This window comes from Gulosibacter massiliensis (assembly GCF_900626105.1).
Classification (GTDB): Bacteria; Actinomycetota; Actinomycetes; order Actinomycetales; family Microbacteriaceae; genus Gulosibacter; species Gulosibacter sediminis.
In genome coordinates, this window is sequence record NZ_UYZX01000001.1 from 730,262 (window position 1) to 744,805 (window position 14,544).

Sequence of the window (14,544 nt, forward strand, 5' to 3'; positions counted from 1 at the left end):
ACCACGGCATCGGTGTGAGCCTCAATGCCGGAGGTTGGCTACAGGGCCGGCCCGTCGTCGGACGGGCCGCGCCGCCGGGGAGCCTGCACGGTGGGCTCGAAGGTCGAGCGAAAGGGGTTCGGGAGCTGTCGGCGTGTTGCACTGGGGTTGCGCAACTGGTCGATCTCGCGCCGTTGCGCCTGGAGTTGCTCGTTCAGACCGTCCATGCTTGTGCGCAACTCGGCGAGCTGCTCGCTGATCTTCGCGTTGGCTTCGGTCAGGTAGTGCATGATCGCGGCCTCGTAGCGCTCGGCATCAGAGGGTTGCAGCTCCGCGTTCACCACAACGAACTCAGCGAGAGCAAACGATCCGTTCCCGGCGGCCTCACTCATGCGACGGGAGGCCATGCGGGAGAACATTGCCGTGCGAGCGGCCCAAGGGGGAACTCGCCACCGTAGATGTCGCCGAAGGCTTCCTGGATGAGCTGGACCGTCTCCGGAGTGAGCAGCAACGGGTTCTCGCTCTCGATGACGGAGGCCATCGCCATGCAGCTCTCAGCAACCGCGTGGTGCGAGGCAGTCCTGCCCTTGATCTCCTGCGTGAGGTTCGGAGGCTCCAGCTCGTGCGGCTTCTGCTTCGTGAACACGTTCCAGAGATCGACTCCCGTGCGCTCATGGTAGGCGCCGTAACGACGTAGATCGTCAGCGATCTTGCCTCGCTCAGCTCCGTGATCGCGAGCTCCACCCGTTCCACCATGACCTGTCTCCTGTCCCTTCGCTCGGCCCGCCGCGGGGCCTGTCGATCTCCAGGTGACCGCGCGATCCCGCCGCCGCGAAGCCTTGTCAACCTGGGTTGACACCTTGATCTGCAAGAGGTGTGGACTAACTCTGAGCGGTAGGTGATCAGGCTGGCGACGAGAGAACGCCGAGCCAAAAATTATGCCGTGGGAAGCCCGGTAAGGGTCGCGCAGGTGACAGGGAGGTGAGTGGGAAGCGCTGGAGAAGTTCGGCGCCGGAGACGGACTCGCTTACCTGGCAGCAACCAGACCGGTAGGGCAGGCAACCGCTCAGCACCGGGAAAGCCAATCACCCGGAGCAACTTGTGTCTGCACGTCGCACTTCCCCCCGTTTCCTCGCCGCGAATTGGCTCGACCTTCAGCGGGTACGGAGGGCTCGACCTTGCCGTCGAACACGCCACTGGTGGGGGATACGGTCTGGTTCTCCGAGATCAACACCTCGGTCGCGCAAGTCTTCTCTCACAATTGGTCGGATGCCCCAAACCTCGGCGACATCTCCGTCATAGACTGGAGTACCGTACCGCCGGTCGAAATCGTGATAAGCGGCTTCCCCTGCCAGGGCGTCTCAATCGTCGGCAAGGGTGCAGGCATCGCGCCAGGTACTCGCTCGGGGCTCTGGTCGTGCATGGCACGCGCAATCGAGGAGCTGCAACCCGCGTGCGTCGTGATCGAGAACGTAAGGGGTTGCTCTCGGCCCCCGCTACCCGACCCGCGAAGGGGTATCAAGTGGACCCGTTGACCGTGATCCTACAGCCGCTGGCCATGCAACCGTTTGCGACTTGGCATCCGACCCGTGCGGTCTGGGGGACGCATCAGCCCGACCTCTTCGGACGGCAGGCGCCGTACTCGGAGACCTGGCCGACTTGCGGTATGACGCACGATGGATCGGCCTACCGGCTTCACTTTCCGGCGCTGATCACCATCGCTTCCGTATCTTCATCGTCGCCTACCGCAGGGGCGCTGTTCCGGACGCCGCTAGCAACGGACTCCTCTCGGGGCGGAGAGACGATGGAGACGGTCAGAGCCCGCGGCGGCACTATCGCACTGAGTCATCAGATAATCGACCTCGCACTTAACGGACCGGGCGGCTCGACCATCAACTCGAACGCAGCGGAGACCCTGTTCGCGCTAGTCGACAGCATCTTCGTCGCTGGGGGCGATACGCCGACGCCGTCGCACGATGGGAGCACATCACCCGACGCGGCGCCCCTGCCCCCGCAGTTCTGAACGAGGACAGAGGGCCACGTTCGTCGCCGGAGTTCGTGGAATGGCTTATAGGTCTGCCAGTCGGATGGATCACCGACCCGATGGGTGATCTGACTGCAAATCAGCAGAACACCGCGTTGGGTAACGGGGTCCTGCCACTTCAAGCGCTCCTTGCCCTGCGCAGTCTTGGACTACGTATGGAACCACGCTGATTTGGGCGATCGTCAACTGCCGCGCAACGATCGGCGGAGTTCGGGAACAGTTCGACGGCCGAGCCTCAGATAATACCGTCGAGGCGCTGCTCGATCTGCGGCTTCGGCATCGCCCCGATGATCTCGCGCACGATCTCACCCTTGTCGAAGACCTTCATCGCAGGGATCGAACTGATGTTGTAGCGCGAGGCGATGTCGGGGTTCTCGTCGACATTGAGCTTGGCGATGAGAAGCTTTCCATCCTGCTCGGCAGCAATCTGGTCCAGGACCGGCGCGATTGCACGGCACGGGCCGCACCAGGCTGCCCAGAAGTCCACGAGAACGGGAACGTCGCTCTGGAGCACAACCTCATCGAAGGTCTGGGTGTCGACGGTGGTGACTTCGCTCATGGGACTGATTTCCTTCCTGTTACACGTTGCGTGCGATAGACCGCACGCACACCACAACACCCTACCCCCTGGGGGTATTCCCGTGGTGCTGGTTTCAGGCCAGTCGCATCGTGGTCAAGCAGGTTTGCGCATCGTCGTCGACGCTCGAAAGTTTGGAGGTGGCGGTCTGGCCGTCGTGGGTGATCGAGATCGACGTCTCGATGCCTCGGGGCAGCCAGATCCCGACGAAGCCGTTGTCGAGGGTTCTCATCTCCTCGTCGACGATCGTCTCGCCGGTCGTCGCATCCGTCACCGTGACGGCCACGTCTGCGTTGCGCAGCTCACCCAGGCATCCGGTCGGGCTGTGGTAGTAGCAATCATGGGTCTGCGACCGATACGGGGCGACGGATACGTAGATCTCGTTACTTGGCAACCGCACCTCTGCCGTGTGTTCGTGCTGATCGGTGAGCGTGACCGCCTCCGCAGTGATCGACGTGGTCAAGGTCTCCGTGCGTTCGTCCAGCGGGATCGCATCGAGCGTTTCGACCAGCTCACGCACGTCGAGGCCATCGAGACCGTTCTCGGCAAGGATCTCGGCTCCGCTGGCCGAGGAGGCTGAGGGTGAGTCGTTGGCGGCCGTGCATCCGGTGAGCAGGAAAGCGCCGACCACGACGGTGATTGCAGCGGTTTTCGTTCCGCCGTACTTCGGGAATGGCCTGAAGTTTTTCATGGGATTCCTTGCCGTGTCTGCCGTGGTGCCAATTGGCCATACTACCCCATAGGGGTAGTGCCTACCTGCGTGACGCGGAAGCCCCCGGAACGAGCCCGGGAGGGGGCACTGCGTTCAGTCGTGCTTGCTGATTTCCGGTTCATGTTCGGCAATGTGCTCGGTCTCGATCTGGAAGGTCGAGTGATGGATGGAGACCTCGAAGTGTCCTGCGACGCAATCTTTGATCTCGTGGAGCGTCTGCGCGGCATGACCGTCGGTGAAACACTCGTCGTCGACGACGACGTGGGCGGTCAGGGTCGGCAGGCCGGTCGCCACAGTGGAGGCGTGCAGGTCATGGACATCTTTGACATGGTCAAGTTCGAGGATGTGCGAACGCACCTTGTCGAGGTCGAGGCCCTTGGGAGTGAACTCCATAAGGACGCCGGTGGTCTCGCGCATGAGCTTGAACGCGCGAGGCACGATCAATGTGGCGATAAGCAGTCCGGCGATGGCATCGGCCTGCATGAACCCGGTCGTGGCGATGACGATCGCCGCGATGATCACTCCGAGCGACCCGAGGGCATCATTGAGAACTTCGAGGAACGCGGCACGCATGTTGAAGTTCGAACCGCGGCTGGAGGCGAGGATGGTGATGGCGATGATGTTCGCGACCAGGCCGATGATGCCGAATATCAGCAGTTCGCTTGCGGGCACCTCCGGCGGCTCGAACAGTCGCCGGATGCCTTCGATGGCGGCGTAGGTGCCCACCGCCAGCAGCAGTGCCGACTGTCCGAGGGCTGCGATCACTTCGATACGCCGGAACCCCCAGGTGCGCTTGGAGTTGGCGGGCTTGAGCATCAGCGTCGCGGCGATCAGTGCGACCAGCAGCCCGGAGGCATCGGTAATGGCATGGGCGGTGTCGGTCAGCAGTGCGAGGCTGCCGGTGATGATCGAGCCGATGGCCTGGGCGACGACGATCGTCGCGGTGATCGAGAATGCGATCCAGAGTTTCTTGCGGAAATCTCCGGGGTGACCGGTCTCGCTGGCGGCGGGGCCGTGATTGTGTCCTGCGCCCATGTCTACTTCTTGTCCGTATCTGTCGCGTGGTGGGTATGTGGGAGTCGCAGGTGCGTGCAGAGCAGGGCCTGCGTGCCGGTGGCATCGAGGAGGCGTTCGGCAGCGGCGATGAGGGTACGCAGGAGCTCGGACTGTGCCAGCGAGTACCAGGTGGAGCGCCCTTCCGGGCGCATCGTCGCCAGGCCGCACTCGACGAGGAAGCCGACATGCTTGCTCACCGTGGACTGGGCCAGGCCCATGTGCTCGACCAGGTCCCGGACCCGGTGCTCCCCGGAGGCGAGGTGCTGCACGATCGCTAACCTCGTCGGCTCCGCAAATGCCTGGAACAGGTGGGCGTACGCTACTGTCGCCACTTCGTCGAGGGTTGCCCCCTCCTCTTGAATCATCGTCATAGGGCGATCATATCGCGCTAGAGCGATATTGTCGAGTGTGATCTGTTGCTCCGACACGGAATGAAACTCAGGGGTCCCGTCGCACCCGAGGATGGGCTACCTGGGGGATGGTCGGTCGCATAGCTGCAGTGGGGAGCTACGTCAGCTGACCATCGGCCCCGGTGGAGAGCAGGCGGGGTGGGGAGCCGATGTCGATGAGTCGGGTGAAGTAGTCCTGTGCGCAGGTGGCGAAGACCCCTACCTGCGGGTGGCTCCTCCTCTGCCCTGGCCAGGTCAGCGCCACGGTCACCCGTGGGGCATCCTCGATGGGCAGATAGACCACCTCCGGCGCGCGGTGATTGTGCGTTGTCGCCTCTGCAGTGATGCCGATGGCGTCGCCGACAGCGATGCGGGTTAACCACTCGTCCGTGTTCGCCACCGAGATCGTGCGCGGCATGCGAGCAGTCGTACTCCACAGCTCCCCGGTGGCCGTCGGAGCGGTCGCGCAGACCGCCACCGGCCCGTCAGCGAGATCGGCTAGGGTCACCGACTCCTGCCGGGCACGCGAGTCGGTACTCGTCACCGATGCAACCAGGCGTTCGGTGAACAGCGGTAACCGCTCCAAACCCGGACCAATGGCACGTTTGGGTGAAGAAGAGCGGATGAGTGCGGCATCGATCGCCCCCGTCGCGCAGGGCCCAGATCGGGTCCGTCGGGCGACTGTATTCGATGAGCTCAGCGTGCCCACGCTTCCATTCCTGGAACAGAGGCAAGGTGTGACGGCCAAAGCCGGCCCAGGCGCAACGGCACCAGGATGCGCAGTGAGGCCGTGGTGCGATCTTCCAGGTGAAAAGGTAGGTTTGAATCCGGTTCCGAGAAGGGCACATGGGCCTGGGTCCGACGATCAGACTCTGTTGTGAGCCGCGGCCCGCCCTCGCCCTCGCAACGTTCAAGTGAGTAGATCCTGGAACGGCCGAACTTCAGACGGATGCCGTAGCCGCCGTTGGGTCCGTCAGGCAGAAACTCTGCCCCAATTCTTCGAGGGCGGCCCGCACACGCTCCTGCTTCTTCTACGACAAGTCGTGTCGCCCCTTCTCGAAGTCGCGCAACTCTTCCTTGGTCACGTTGGCTTCACGGGCGATATATTGGGCGCTCACCTTCACGAGGATGCGCGCGGCGCGTGTCATGTCACCGTTGAAGATGTGCTGGCTCTCCATCACTCGCCTCCAACGACGTGTGTCCTATTGGGCTCAGCGGGAAGTGGAGGTGCCTACGGGATTCGAACCCGTGTAAACGGTTTTGCAGACCGCTGCCTATCCTCTCGGCCAAGGCACCAAGTCGCCGGCGAAGTCAGTCGCCCGGCGTGAGGCCAGCAACCAGGTTGAAGGCGCCGGTGAGAATGTTCAGCGACACGACCCCGACGACATCAGAGATCTCACGGTCGCTGTACCCGTATCCCCGAAGCTCGTCAATCTGCTCGTCGGTGATCGACGTAGGCTCACGGTAGACCTGGAGGCCGAGCGCGATCATCGCCGCGACCGGGCCGGTCATCGCCGTACCCTGCTGGGCGAGTGCGATCTCGTCATCGCTGACCCCGAGCGATCGTGCCGCGCTGATGTGCGAGGCCAGGCACATTCCGCATCCCTGCTTCGACTGCACGGCGATCGAAACGAGCTCGCTGACCTTACGGTCGAGCTTGGCGCGACGCATGGCTTTGCTCAGCTGCAGATAGCCGCCGAGCACCGCCGGGGAGTGCGCCATCGTCGAGACCATGTCTCCGACCTGGCCGTGCCGCTCGACGAGATCGCCGAGCAAGTCTCGTGAGGCCCCCACTGCGGTCTCAGGGGTCAATCGGGAAAAACGGGGCATGATGCCTCCTCTGTCAGTTCGGTCGCGAGTTCGAGGTGGGAGAACCCGCACGAGTGCGTTCCTGCTGCTGATGTTCGGCATGGAAGATCGCAGCCTCAGCCAGCGCCCCGGCATGCACACCGTTCAATAGGTAGAAGTCGCCGGACTCGCGTCGCTGCCGACTCACGATCCCGGCCGACTCCAGGCGGTGAAGCTCGTGGGAGGTCTGGTCGACGGGAAGGTCGACGATGTCCGCCAGGTGATTGGCAGAGACCTCGATGTCGCGAATGGCGAGGATCATCTTCACACTCACCGGATTCGCCAGCAACGCGAAGACTCCGACCGCCGCATTCAGATGCGGTGTGTCATACGTGGCGTGCACGTGCTCAACCTTTTTCATAGTCATCAATACTACCCCATACCCCTATAGGGTATCAAGGGTTATTCAATCGATGTGACGGACTCGGAAACGCGTGGCCGGGTGCGGCGGATCGGGGTGAGGCCAGAGGCGACGGGTCCGCGCAGGAGCACGTGTCCAGTCGGGAGGGTCAACCGCGTCCAACGGCCGGCGGTTGAGATCGTGGCCCCGTTTCCTCGGCTGAGGAACCCGAAGACGTAGGCGGCGAACGCAACGCCTTGTGGCAGCGATGCGAGTGCCGTGTCCGGGGTGCCCCAAACCGTGCCCCGGATCTTGCGGACGACATCGTCGCCGGGTTTGTCGGGAAGTGCTTGGGCGACGGCCTCGATGCCGGCACGGGCGCTGCGCATCAGCGTCAGGCTGGACACATCCGCAATAAGTCTCCACCCGTGTTGCGGGGGTTCGACGCTGGTCCAGGCGGGTGCCAGCGCGGTTTCCGGCAACGCCAGGGTAAGAGGGACGGCGGTCGCGGTCAACGTTTCCACGGTGACGTCGCACTGCAGCTGAGGGTCGGAGCGGAGCGTGCGAAGGACGAGGATCGTAGGAGTGCGGTCGAGCGGACCACGGGGCGTTAGCGCGGCTGCGCTCATGCGCAGCAGCCCGGCCGCGGCCTGCAAGCGCACGCCATGGGCACCGGCCTGCGCGGCCCGCTTAGCGAAGGTGAGCGCGTCGCGGGCGGACGGCGCGTCGGCAAGGATCAAGCGCGCTGGCATCCTGAGGGTTTGTGCCCGCCGTGTCCTGGAACGCGGTGATCGGGGTCCGGGTTCAGGAGCGAACGAGCCGGTTGATGGCGTCGGTGGCTTCCTGGATCTTCTCGACGGCCGCCTCGTCGCTGAGCTTGGCGGCATCAAGCACGCAGTGCTTGAGATGGTCGTCGAGCAGACCAGTCGCAACCCCCTGGAGGGCACGGGTCAGAGCGGAGACCTGGGTGAGGATGTCGATGCAGTACTTCTCCTCATCGATCATCTTCGCGATCCCACGCGCCTGTCCTTCGATGCGCTTCATGCGGCCGAGATAGCGCTCCTTGTCGCTGATGTAGCCGTGCTGGTGGGAATCGGTATCGACAGACATGGGCATGTCCTTACTTCTGGCGCTCCAGGACGGAACGCGTGCTGGCTTCGGGTGTGAGGTCGATGCGCCGCAGCAGCTGGGCGTTGAGCGCGACAACCACGGTGGAGGCTGACATCAGGATCGCGCCGATCGACATTGGCAGGACGAATCCCACCGGTGCCAGGATACCGGCCGCCAACGGCACCGAAAGAAGGTTGTAGCCGGCGGCCCACCACAGGTTCTGCTTCATCTTGCCGTATGCGCGTCGCGACAGCTGGATGATCGAGAGCACGCTGCGTGGGTCGGAACTGGCCAGGATCACCCCGGCCGAGGCGATGGCGACATCGGTGCCCGCGCCGATCGCGATGCCGACATCGGCCTGCGCCAGAGCCGGGGCGTCGTTGACGCCGTCGCCGACCATCGCGACCCTCTTGCCCTCTTCCTGCAGCTGGGAGACCTTCGCGGACTTGTCCTCCGGGCGCACGCCGGCGAAGACGCGGTCGATGCCGAGCTCCCGTCCGACCTCGTTCGCGACCGCCTCGGCATCGCCGGTGATCATGACGACCTCGACACCGAGGGCGTGGAGGGCGTCGACGGCGTCGCGGGATTCTGGCCGGACCTCGTCGGCGAGCCTCAGCCCGCCGACCACCTGGCCGCCGCGGAGAACGTGCAGAATGATCGCGCCCTCGGAGCGCCATGCCTCGGCCGTGCCGACCTCGTGCTGACCGGTCTCCTCGAGCAGCCGGGGCCCGCCGACGCGGACCTTCTGGCCGGAGACGGTCGCGGTGACGCCGACGGCGGGCGAGGATGAGAAGCCGCTGGCCTGCTGGAGGGCAAGGCCCTTGTCCTTGGCGGCGGTGACGATGGCCTTGGCGAGCGGGTGCTCGCTGTCGGCCTCGGCCGAGGCAGCGAGGGCGAGGACCTGGTCGGCGTCGAGTTCGCCGGTCGGCTCGACGCCGGTGACGGTGGGCTCGCCCTTGGTCAGCGTGCCGGTCTTGTCGAACAGCACCGCGTCGACCTGCCGCATGGACTCCAGCGCCAGGCGGTCCTTCACTAGGACGCCTCCGCGGGCGGCTCGCTCGGTGGCGATGGAGACGACCAGCGGGATCGCCAGGCCGAGGGCGTGGGGGCAGGCGATGACGAGCACGGTGATGGTGCGCACGACGGCCTCGTCGGGCATGCCGATGAGCGTCCAGACGACCGCAGTGACCAGCGCCGCGCCAAGAGCGAACCAGAACAGCCAGGCCGCGGCCTTGTCGGCGATCCGCTGGGCGCGGGAGGATGAGTTCTGCGCCTCGGCGACGAGCCGGTTGATGCCGGCCAGGGCGGTGTCGTCACCGGTGGCGGTAATCTCCACCCGCAGGCCGGAGTCGGTGGCGACGGTGCCGGCGGTGACGGTCTGGCCCTCGCCGCGAGAGACCGGGCGGGACTCGCCGGTGATCATGGACTCGTCCATGTCGGCGCGGCCGTCGACGATGGTTCCGTCGGCCGGGACGCTGCCGCCGGGGCGCACGATGACCACGTCGCCCACGTCGAGGTCGGCTGGGGCCACCTTGACGACGTTCTCGCCCTCGACGCGCTCGGCCTCGTCTGGCAGCAGTGCCGCCAACGAGTCGAGCGCCGAGGTGGTCTGGGCCAGGGAGCGCATCTCGATCCAATGGCCCAGCAGCATGATGACGATCAGCAGCGCCAGTTCCCACCAGAATTCGAGCTCGTGATGGACGAGCCCGAGCGTGGCGGCCCAGGAGGCGAAGAAGGCCACCGTGATCGCCAGAGCGATGAGCAGCATCATCCCGGGCTTGCGGGACTTCAACTCGCTGACGGCACCGGTGAGGAAGGGCCTGCCGCCCCAGACGTACATGACGGTGCCCAGTGCCGCGGCGACCCAGCCCGCCCAGCCGGGGACCTCGTAGCCCAGCAGCATGGCGAACATCGGTGAGAGGGCAACCGCGGGGATGGCGATGACGAGGTTGATCCAAAACAGCCGGCGGAACTGGCCAACGTGGTCCCCGTGCCCGCCATGGCCGCTGTGATCTCCGTGCCCACCGTGCTGGGCATGCTCATCGTGGCCGCCGTGCTCGTCGAGGCCCGTGTGGCCTGAGTGCTGCCCGTGGTCCATGGCGTGGCCCTGATGCCCGGTGTGCTGACCCTCGCGCGTGCCGTGCGCATCCGCCGAGGCGTGCGCGGACACAGACCCGTGGTGATGCTCGCCGTGGGCGGGTGTATCGGTTTCGTGGCCGTGGTGCTGGTGTGAGTTCGGGTCCGTCATGATTCCTCTCCTCCGTCATCGAGCCAGGCCGATTGCCGCTCACCCGGTGGCCGGGCAAGCGAACGTCGGCTCAGGACGCTGGTTGGATCTCGCTCTCGACGACCCACTTGTGGTTCGTCATCTTCATGCCGTCCGTCTCGTAGTCGACCATGTAGACCGTCTCATCGGTGGACGAAGCGATGGTGGCCTTTACGCCTTCCATGCCTTCCATGTGCTCGGCGAGCAGAGTCACCTCTGTGCCGTCGGCCAGAAGCTCGTCGCCGGCATCCTCAATTTCTTCCTGCACGACCCACTTGTGATCAGTGACGGGGTCGCCGCCACCTGCGGGCGTGTAGTTCACGGAGTACGTGTACGTGTCGAATGCGCCGGAAATCGTTGCTGTAGCCCCTTCCATGCCTTCCATGTGGTCGGCCGTGAGCTGCACCTCGGTACCGACAGGGTAGGTGGGCTCACTGGCTTCGGCGATACCCTCGGGTGCCGGTCCGCCGTCCATCGGGTGCTCCATCTCCTCATCACCGCTTTCTGCGTTGTTGCCGCCGTGGCCCTGATGCTCCTCAGTAGCCGAAGGGTCGGTCTGCTGGTCGTCGTCTGCTCCGCTGGCGCAACCGGCGAGCACGAGCGCCACTCCGAGCGCTCCCGCTGCCAGTCCTGTTCGCAGTCTCCTCTGCATGTCATTTCCTTTCATCAATATGCCTACCATATACCCCTAGGGGGTACTAGTCAAGGCTTGTGTGTTGTGTCGGTATGGATCAATCGGAAGCCCCTTCTCAGAGGGTCTGCTCGTGTTGGATGGGCAATGCGGCGATGAGGGGATGGTCGAAGCCCGTCGGTCCGATCTTCGCGGCTCCTCCGGGAGAACCCAACTCGTCGAAGAACTCGACGTTGGCCTTGTAGTAGTCAGACCATTCGTCGGGCAGGTCGTCTTCGTAGTAGATGGCCTCGACGGGGCAGACCGGTTCGCAGGCTCCGCAGTCGACGCATTCGTCGGGGTGGATGTAGAGCGAGCGTTCGCCCTCGTAGATGCAGTCGACAGGACATTCGTCGATGCAGGCGCGGTCCTTGACGTCCACGCAGGGAAGCGCGATCACGTAGGTCATGGCTGCTCCTCTCGGTCGGGTGCGGATCGGCGGTGAGAGCCGGTGGGAGGCTCGGGGAAGTCGTCAGTCTCTGCCGGGCCTGCGGCCGGGTGCGGGATGCGCAGGCGCAGGACGGTGGCGACGAGGCTGAGGGCGATGATGATCGCACCGAGGATCGTCATCGTCCCCGACAGGGTGAGCACCGGCACGAGCAATCCGGCGACGATGGTGGGCACGCCGAATGCCAGGTAGGCAACTGTGTAGATCACAGCCATCACGGCGGCGCGTTCCGACGATGCCGTGTGGGGCATGAGTGTGCGCAGTACCCCGAGGAACGCTGTGCCGAACCCGGAACCGACGATCGCGACCGAGGCGACATAGGCTGAGTAGGAACCGAGTGCGAGGGCGCCGATGCTCACTGCGGTGCCGAACGCCAGGGCACTGGTCGCATACAGGCTGATGGTGCGGGCGGAACGCCGCTGTAGGACGGACGAGGCGGTGACTCCGGAGATCGCCAGTGCGAAGATGACGATCCCAGCTTGGGTGTGCGTGGAGCCCCCAAGCTCACTGCCGACGAGGTCGGCTCCGAGCGCGAGGAAAAGCCCGTTGGTCGCCCACCCGGCGATGATCACGGGCACTCCGGCGGTGAACATGCGGCGCAGGTGCGGTGGCACGGTGAACCGCGGACGGAGGTCGCCACGTCGTATCCGGGTCTTCGGGGCCAGTTCCGGTGTGCTCCACACGACCGTTGCCACGATGAGGAAGGCAAGCACGAGCGACCCGAAGACGGCAGTTGTCGGTTCGGAGGTGAGATCGAGGAGAAGCGCAGCACCGAGAGCCCCGGCCCCAAGGCCAATCATCGGGCCGATCGTGTTCCACAGGGCTGCGATGTTCCGATGCGACGGGGACTCGAAGTCGATCATCATCGCCGACAGCGCCGGGATCAGCAGACCCGCTGCGAGCCCTTGCAAGGCTCGGGCGACCAGGAGCGCCGCGAGGCTACCGGCGAACCAGAACATGGCCACGCTCAGCGCCAGCGCCAAAGAACCGGCGGCCACGACCGGACGTCGGCCGACGTGGTCGGAGAGTGGTCCGAGGTAGAGCAGCGCGGCCAGGAGGGTGAAGGTGTAGACCGCGAACACGAGTGTGGTGGCGACGGGGATGAGTCCGAGCCGTTCGGCGATCTGGGGGTAGAACAAGGACGGCGCGCTGGCAGCGGCCATCATGAGAATGGTCGCTGCCAGCGAGAGCACGAAGCCCCGCCGTGGGATCTGCCTAATACAGTCTCCCGCCATCGCCTATGCCCGCACGCCGTGGAGCTGCTGCCCCCACTGGTAGACGGTGCCGACTGCGTCGATGCCAGTGACGCCGACGACGATGCCGTCGGTCTCGTGGCGGACGATGAACTCCTCACCGGCTTCCAGGTGGGCGTCTGCGCCGGCTGTGTACCCGACTCCGGAGATCATCTGACCGTAGACCATTGCCATGTAAGGGCTGCGTGGCAGGTAGGCGCCCGGATCGTCGCTAATGCCGAGGTCGTGCAATGCGGCCTGCGCGGCATGCGCACCCTGTGCGGCGGCGTCTTCCCAATGGTCGATGCGCCAGGCGCCCAGTGCCTCGTCGTGGTGCGTGGCCACACCTCCGGCTGCGTAGACGTGTTCTGCCGCGGCGCGGAGGTGATCGTCGACGTCGATACCGTTCGTCCACGGTGACGGGGCTGCGGGCGTCGTGCCGAGCGCGAGGAGAAGGAAGTCAGCCACGACGGGATTTCCGTCGTTGAGGGTGATGGTGACACCGGATTCTGTTTCGTCGACATGCTGGAGAGTGCGACCGAATCGGGCCTGCACCTTGGCGGCATGGTCGGCGGCGAGGCGCTCAGCCACGGGCGCCCCAAACGCTCCGACGCCGGGAACTGAACTGCGGGAGACCAGCGTGACCATGCGTCCGTCGGCTTGCAGAGACGAGGCTGTCTCGGCTGCGATGATTCCACCGCCGTAGATCGCTACCCGCGCGGGTCGCCCCAGTCCGGTCAGCAGCTTTCGGATGCCCAGGGCATCCTCCACGGAGTGAAGAGCGGTGACCCGCCCTTGTCCGGCGTCTTCGCCGCCGAACACGTCAGCGGGCAGGGAGCGAGGCATACTCCCGGTCGCGACGATGAGCGCGTCGTAGGAGACCTGTGCGCCGGAGGTCAGCTGGACCTGCTTCGCCGAGGTATCGACTTTGAGCACGGTGTCGGCGATGACCTCGATCTGAGGCAGCGGGAGCTTGATCATCTCCGGCGGTGTCGGACCGAACGCGATTCCCTTGATGAGCATCCGCGTATAGGGCGTCTCCCCGGTGCGGGTCACCAGCGTCACCCGGACATCGTCGCGTGAGGCGAGAGTGCGGGCGGCTGCGGCCCCGGCTGCTCCCGAGCCGAGGATGAGAACGTGCTGTGGGGTCATAGAAGAACTCCTGAACTGCTGGTCGTGATCGAACTGATGCGCCGGCGTCAGGAGCGCACGAGGCGGGCGATGGCCTCGGACGCCTCGCCGAGCCTCTGCTCGCTCACTGGTCCGCCGGCGAGTGCGGCGTCGAGGACACAATGCTTGAGGTGATCGTCGAGCAGGCCGAGGGCGACATTTTCGAGTGCCCTGGTGACTGCGGAGATCTGGGTGAGGATGTCGATGCAGTAGCGGTCCTCGTCGACCATCCGATCGATGCCGCGGATTTGGCCTTCGAGGCGCCGCAGACGATTGCGGTACTTCGTCTTATCGCTGATGTATCCGTGGACGGACGCGTCGCCGTCGCCTCCTGCGGGGCAGGTGTCGAGGTGGGTTTCGGTGGTGGGAGTCGTAGTGGTCATGTCGGTTCGCTCCGATCAGGTGGCGGGGTGCCGCAGCGGTGCCGCGGCACCCCGCACGCTGGTGGATTACGCCATGTTGGCGGCGTACTTGGCCGGGTCCGAATCGAACGCAGGCCCACAACCAGCGCAGCAGAAGTAGTAGCGCTCATCCTCGAAGTCGCGGTAGAGGCCGGCGGCCTCGGCGGTCTTCTTGCTGACCGGGGTGCCGACCATGACCGGGCAGGTGGTCATGTCATCGGCGCCCCCGCCAAGAAGGTTCTCGCGTCCACCGTTCTCCACGGCCGGGTTGGTCTCGTTCGTGCTGCAGCAGCTGCTCATTC

The 14,544-nt window shown here is 65.1% G+C and carries 20 protein-coding genes and 1 tRNA gene; 1 reads left to right on the top strand and 20 read right to left on the bottom strand.

The genetic code is table 11. From position 1 onward, the window contains the following. Positions 1-38: 38 nt before the first annotated feature. Complete coding sequence (locus EJL01_RS03565) at positions 39-386, bottom strand: hypothetical protein (RefSeq protein ID WP_040560571.1); 348 nt, start codon at positions 384-386, stop codon at positions 39-41. Beyond that, positions 368-625, bottom strand: a complete 258-nt coding sequence (locus EJL01_RS03570) for a hypothetical protein (RefSeq protein ID WP_006214177.1) — start codon at positions 623-625, stop codon at positions 368-370. The genes EJL01_RS03565 and EJL01_RS03570 overlap by 19 nt, the downstream gene beginning before the upstream one ends. 553 nt (positions 626-1,178) lie before the next feature. Here EJL01_RS03570 and EJL01_RS13205 point away from each other — a divergent pair. Continuing rightward, a complete protein-coding gene (locus tag EJL01_RS13205; RefSeq protein WP_225984242.1) occupies positions 1,179-1,514 on the top strand; it encodes a DNA cytosine methyltransferase in 336 nt (111 codons plus the stop codon). 744 nt (positions 1,515-2,258) lie between these two features. Here EJL01_RS13205 and trxA read toward each other — a convergent pair. The 18 genes from trxA to EJL01_RS03660 all read right to left on the bottom strand — a co-directional run bounded on the left by trxA (position 2,259) and on the right by EJL01_RS03660 (position 14,542). Next, positions 2,259-2,582 (bottom strand): thioredoxin, encoded by a 324-nt coding sequence (trxA, locus tag EJL01_RS03580; protein ID WP_006214176.1) that lies wholly within the window; start codon positions 2,580-2,582, stop codon positions 2,259-2,261. A gap of 94 nt (positions 2,583-2,676) precedes the next feature. Continuing rightward, positions 2,677-3,291 (bottom strand): CueP family metal-binding protein, encoded by a 615-nt coding sequence (locus EJL01_RS03585; RefSeq protein WP_179861205.1) that lies wholly within the window; start codon positions 3,289-3,291, stop codon positions 2,677-2,679. Positions 3,292-3,405: 114 nt separating this feature from the next. Next, on the bottom strand, positions 3,406-4,347 hold the full coding sequence (locus EJL01_RS03590) for a cation diffusion facilitator family transporter (RefSeq protein WP_006214174.1): 942 nt from the start codon (positions 4,345-4,347) through the stop codon (positions 3,406-3,408). Positions 4,348-4,349: 2 nt separating this feature from the next. Beyond that, the gene (locus EJL01_RS03595) at positions 4,350-4,739 is read right to left on the bottom strand and encodes an ArsR/SmtB family transcription factor (protein ID WP_040560570.1); all 390 of its coding nucleotides are present in this window, start codon (positions 4,737-4,739) and stop codon (positions 4,350-4,352) included. Positions 4,740-4,875: 136 nt separating this feature from the next. Beyond that, positions 4,876-5,466, bottom strand: coding sequence for a LysR substrate-binding domain-containing protein (locus EJL01_RS03600; protein ID WP_197464198.1), 591 nt, complete (start codon positions 5,464-5,466; stop codon positions 4,876-4,878). A gap of 322 nt (positions 5,467-5,788) precedes the next feature. Next, a complete protein-coding gene (locus EJL01_RS12925; RefSeq protein ID WP_156491183.1) occupies positions 5,789-5,935 on the bottom strand; it encodes a hypothetical protein in 147 nt (48 codons plus the stop codon). 44 nt (positions 5,936-5,979) lie between these two features. Next, positions 5,980-6,053, bottom strand: a tRNA-Cys gene (locus EJL01_RS03605). Between the two features lie 15 nt (positions 6,054-6,068). Further along, entirely contained in the window at positions 6,069-6,587 is a 519-nt protein-coding gene (locus tag EJL01_RS03610; protein WP_040560569.1) for a carboxymuconolactone decarboxylase family protein, read from the bottom strand. A gap of 13 nt (positions 6,588-6,600) precedes the next feature. Beyond that, complete coding sequence (locus tag EJL01_RS03615; protein ID WP_061873197.1) at positions 6,601-6,966, bottom strand: ArsR/SmtB family transcription factor; 366 nt, start codon at positions 6,964-6,966, stop codon at positions 6,601-6,603. Between the two features lie 41 nt (positions 6,967-7,007). Beyond that, entirely contained in the window at positions 7,008-7,685 is a 678-nt protein-coding gene (locus tag EJL01_RS03620; protein ID WP_225984161.1) for a DUF8185 domain-containing protein, read from the bottom strand. A gap of 64 nt (positions 7,686-7,749) precedes the next feature. Further along, positions 7,750-8,055 carry a metal-sensitive transcriptional regulator gene (locus EJL01_RS03625; RefSeq protein WP_006214168.1) on the bottom strand — a complete coding sequence of 102 codons (306 nt, stop codon included), beginning with the start codon at positions 8,053-8,055 and terminating at the stop codon, positions 7,750-7,752. A 10-nt stretch (positions 8,056-8,065) separates the two neighbouring features. After that, positions 8,066-10,303 (bottom strand): heavy metal translocating P-type ATPase, encoded by a 2,238-nt coding sequence (locus EJL01_RS03630; protein WP_006214167.1) that lies wholly within the window; start codon positions 10,301-10,303, stop codon positions 8,066-8,068. A gap of 70 nt (positions 10,304-10,373) precedes the next feature. Then, positions 10,374-10,973, bottom strand: a complete 600-nt coding sequence (locus EJL01_RS03635) for a YdhK family protein (RefSeq protein ID WP_006214166.1) — start codon at positions 10,971-10,973, stop codon at positions 10,374-10,376. Between the two features lie 97 nt (positions 10,974-11,070). Further along, on the bottom strand, positions 11,071-11,400 hold the full coding sequence (gene fdxA / locus EJL01_RS03640) for a ferredoxin (RefSeq protein WP_006214165.1): 330 nt from the start codon (positions 11,398-11,400) through the stop codon (positions 11,071-11,073). Further along, a complete protein-coding gene (locus EJL01_RS03645; RefSeq protein ID WP_006214164.1) occupies positions 11,397-12,632 on the bottom strand; it encodes an MFS transporter in 1,236 nt (411 codons plus the stop codon). The genes fdxA and EJL01_RS03645 overlap by 4 nt, the downstream gene beginning before the upstream one ends. A 45-nt stretch (positions 12,633-12,677) precedes the next feature. Next, entirely contained in the window at positions 12,678-13,823 is a 1,146-nt protein-coding gene (locus EJL01_RS03650; protein WP_006214163.1) for an FAD-dependent oxidoreductase, read from the bottom strand. A 47-nt stretch (positions 13,824-13,870) separates the two neighbouring features. Continuing rightward, positions 13,871-14,224, bottom strand: coding sequence for a metal-sensitive transcriptional regulator (locus EJL01_RS03655; protein WP_006214162.1), 354 nt, complete (start codon positions 14,222-14,224; stop codon positions 13,871-13,873). A 66-nt stretch (positions 14,225-14,290) separates the two neighbouring features. Then, entirely contained in the window at positions 14,291-14,542 is a 252-nt protein-coding gene (locus EJL01_RS03660; protein ID WP_006213356.1) for a YHS domain-containing protein, read from the bottom strand. Between the last annotated feature and the right edge of the window lie 2 nt (positions 14,543-14,544).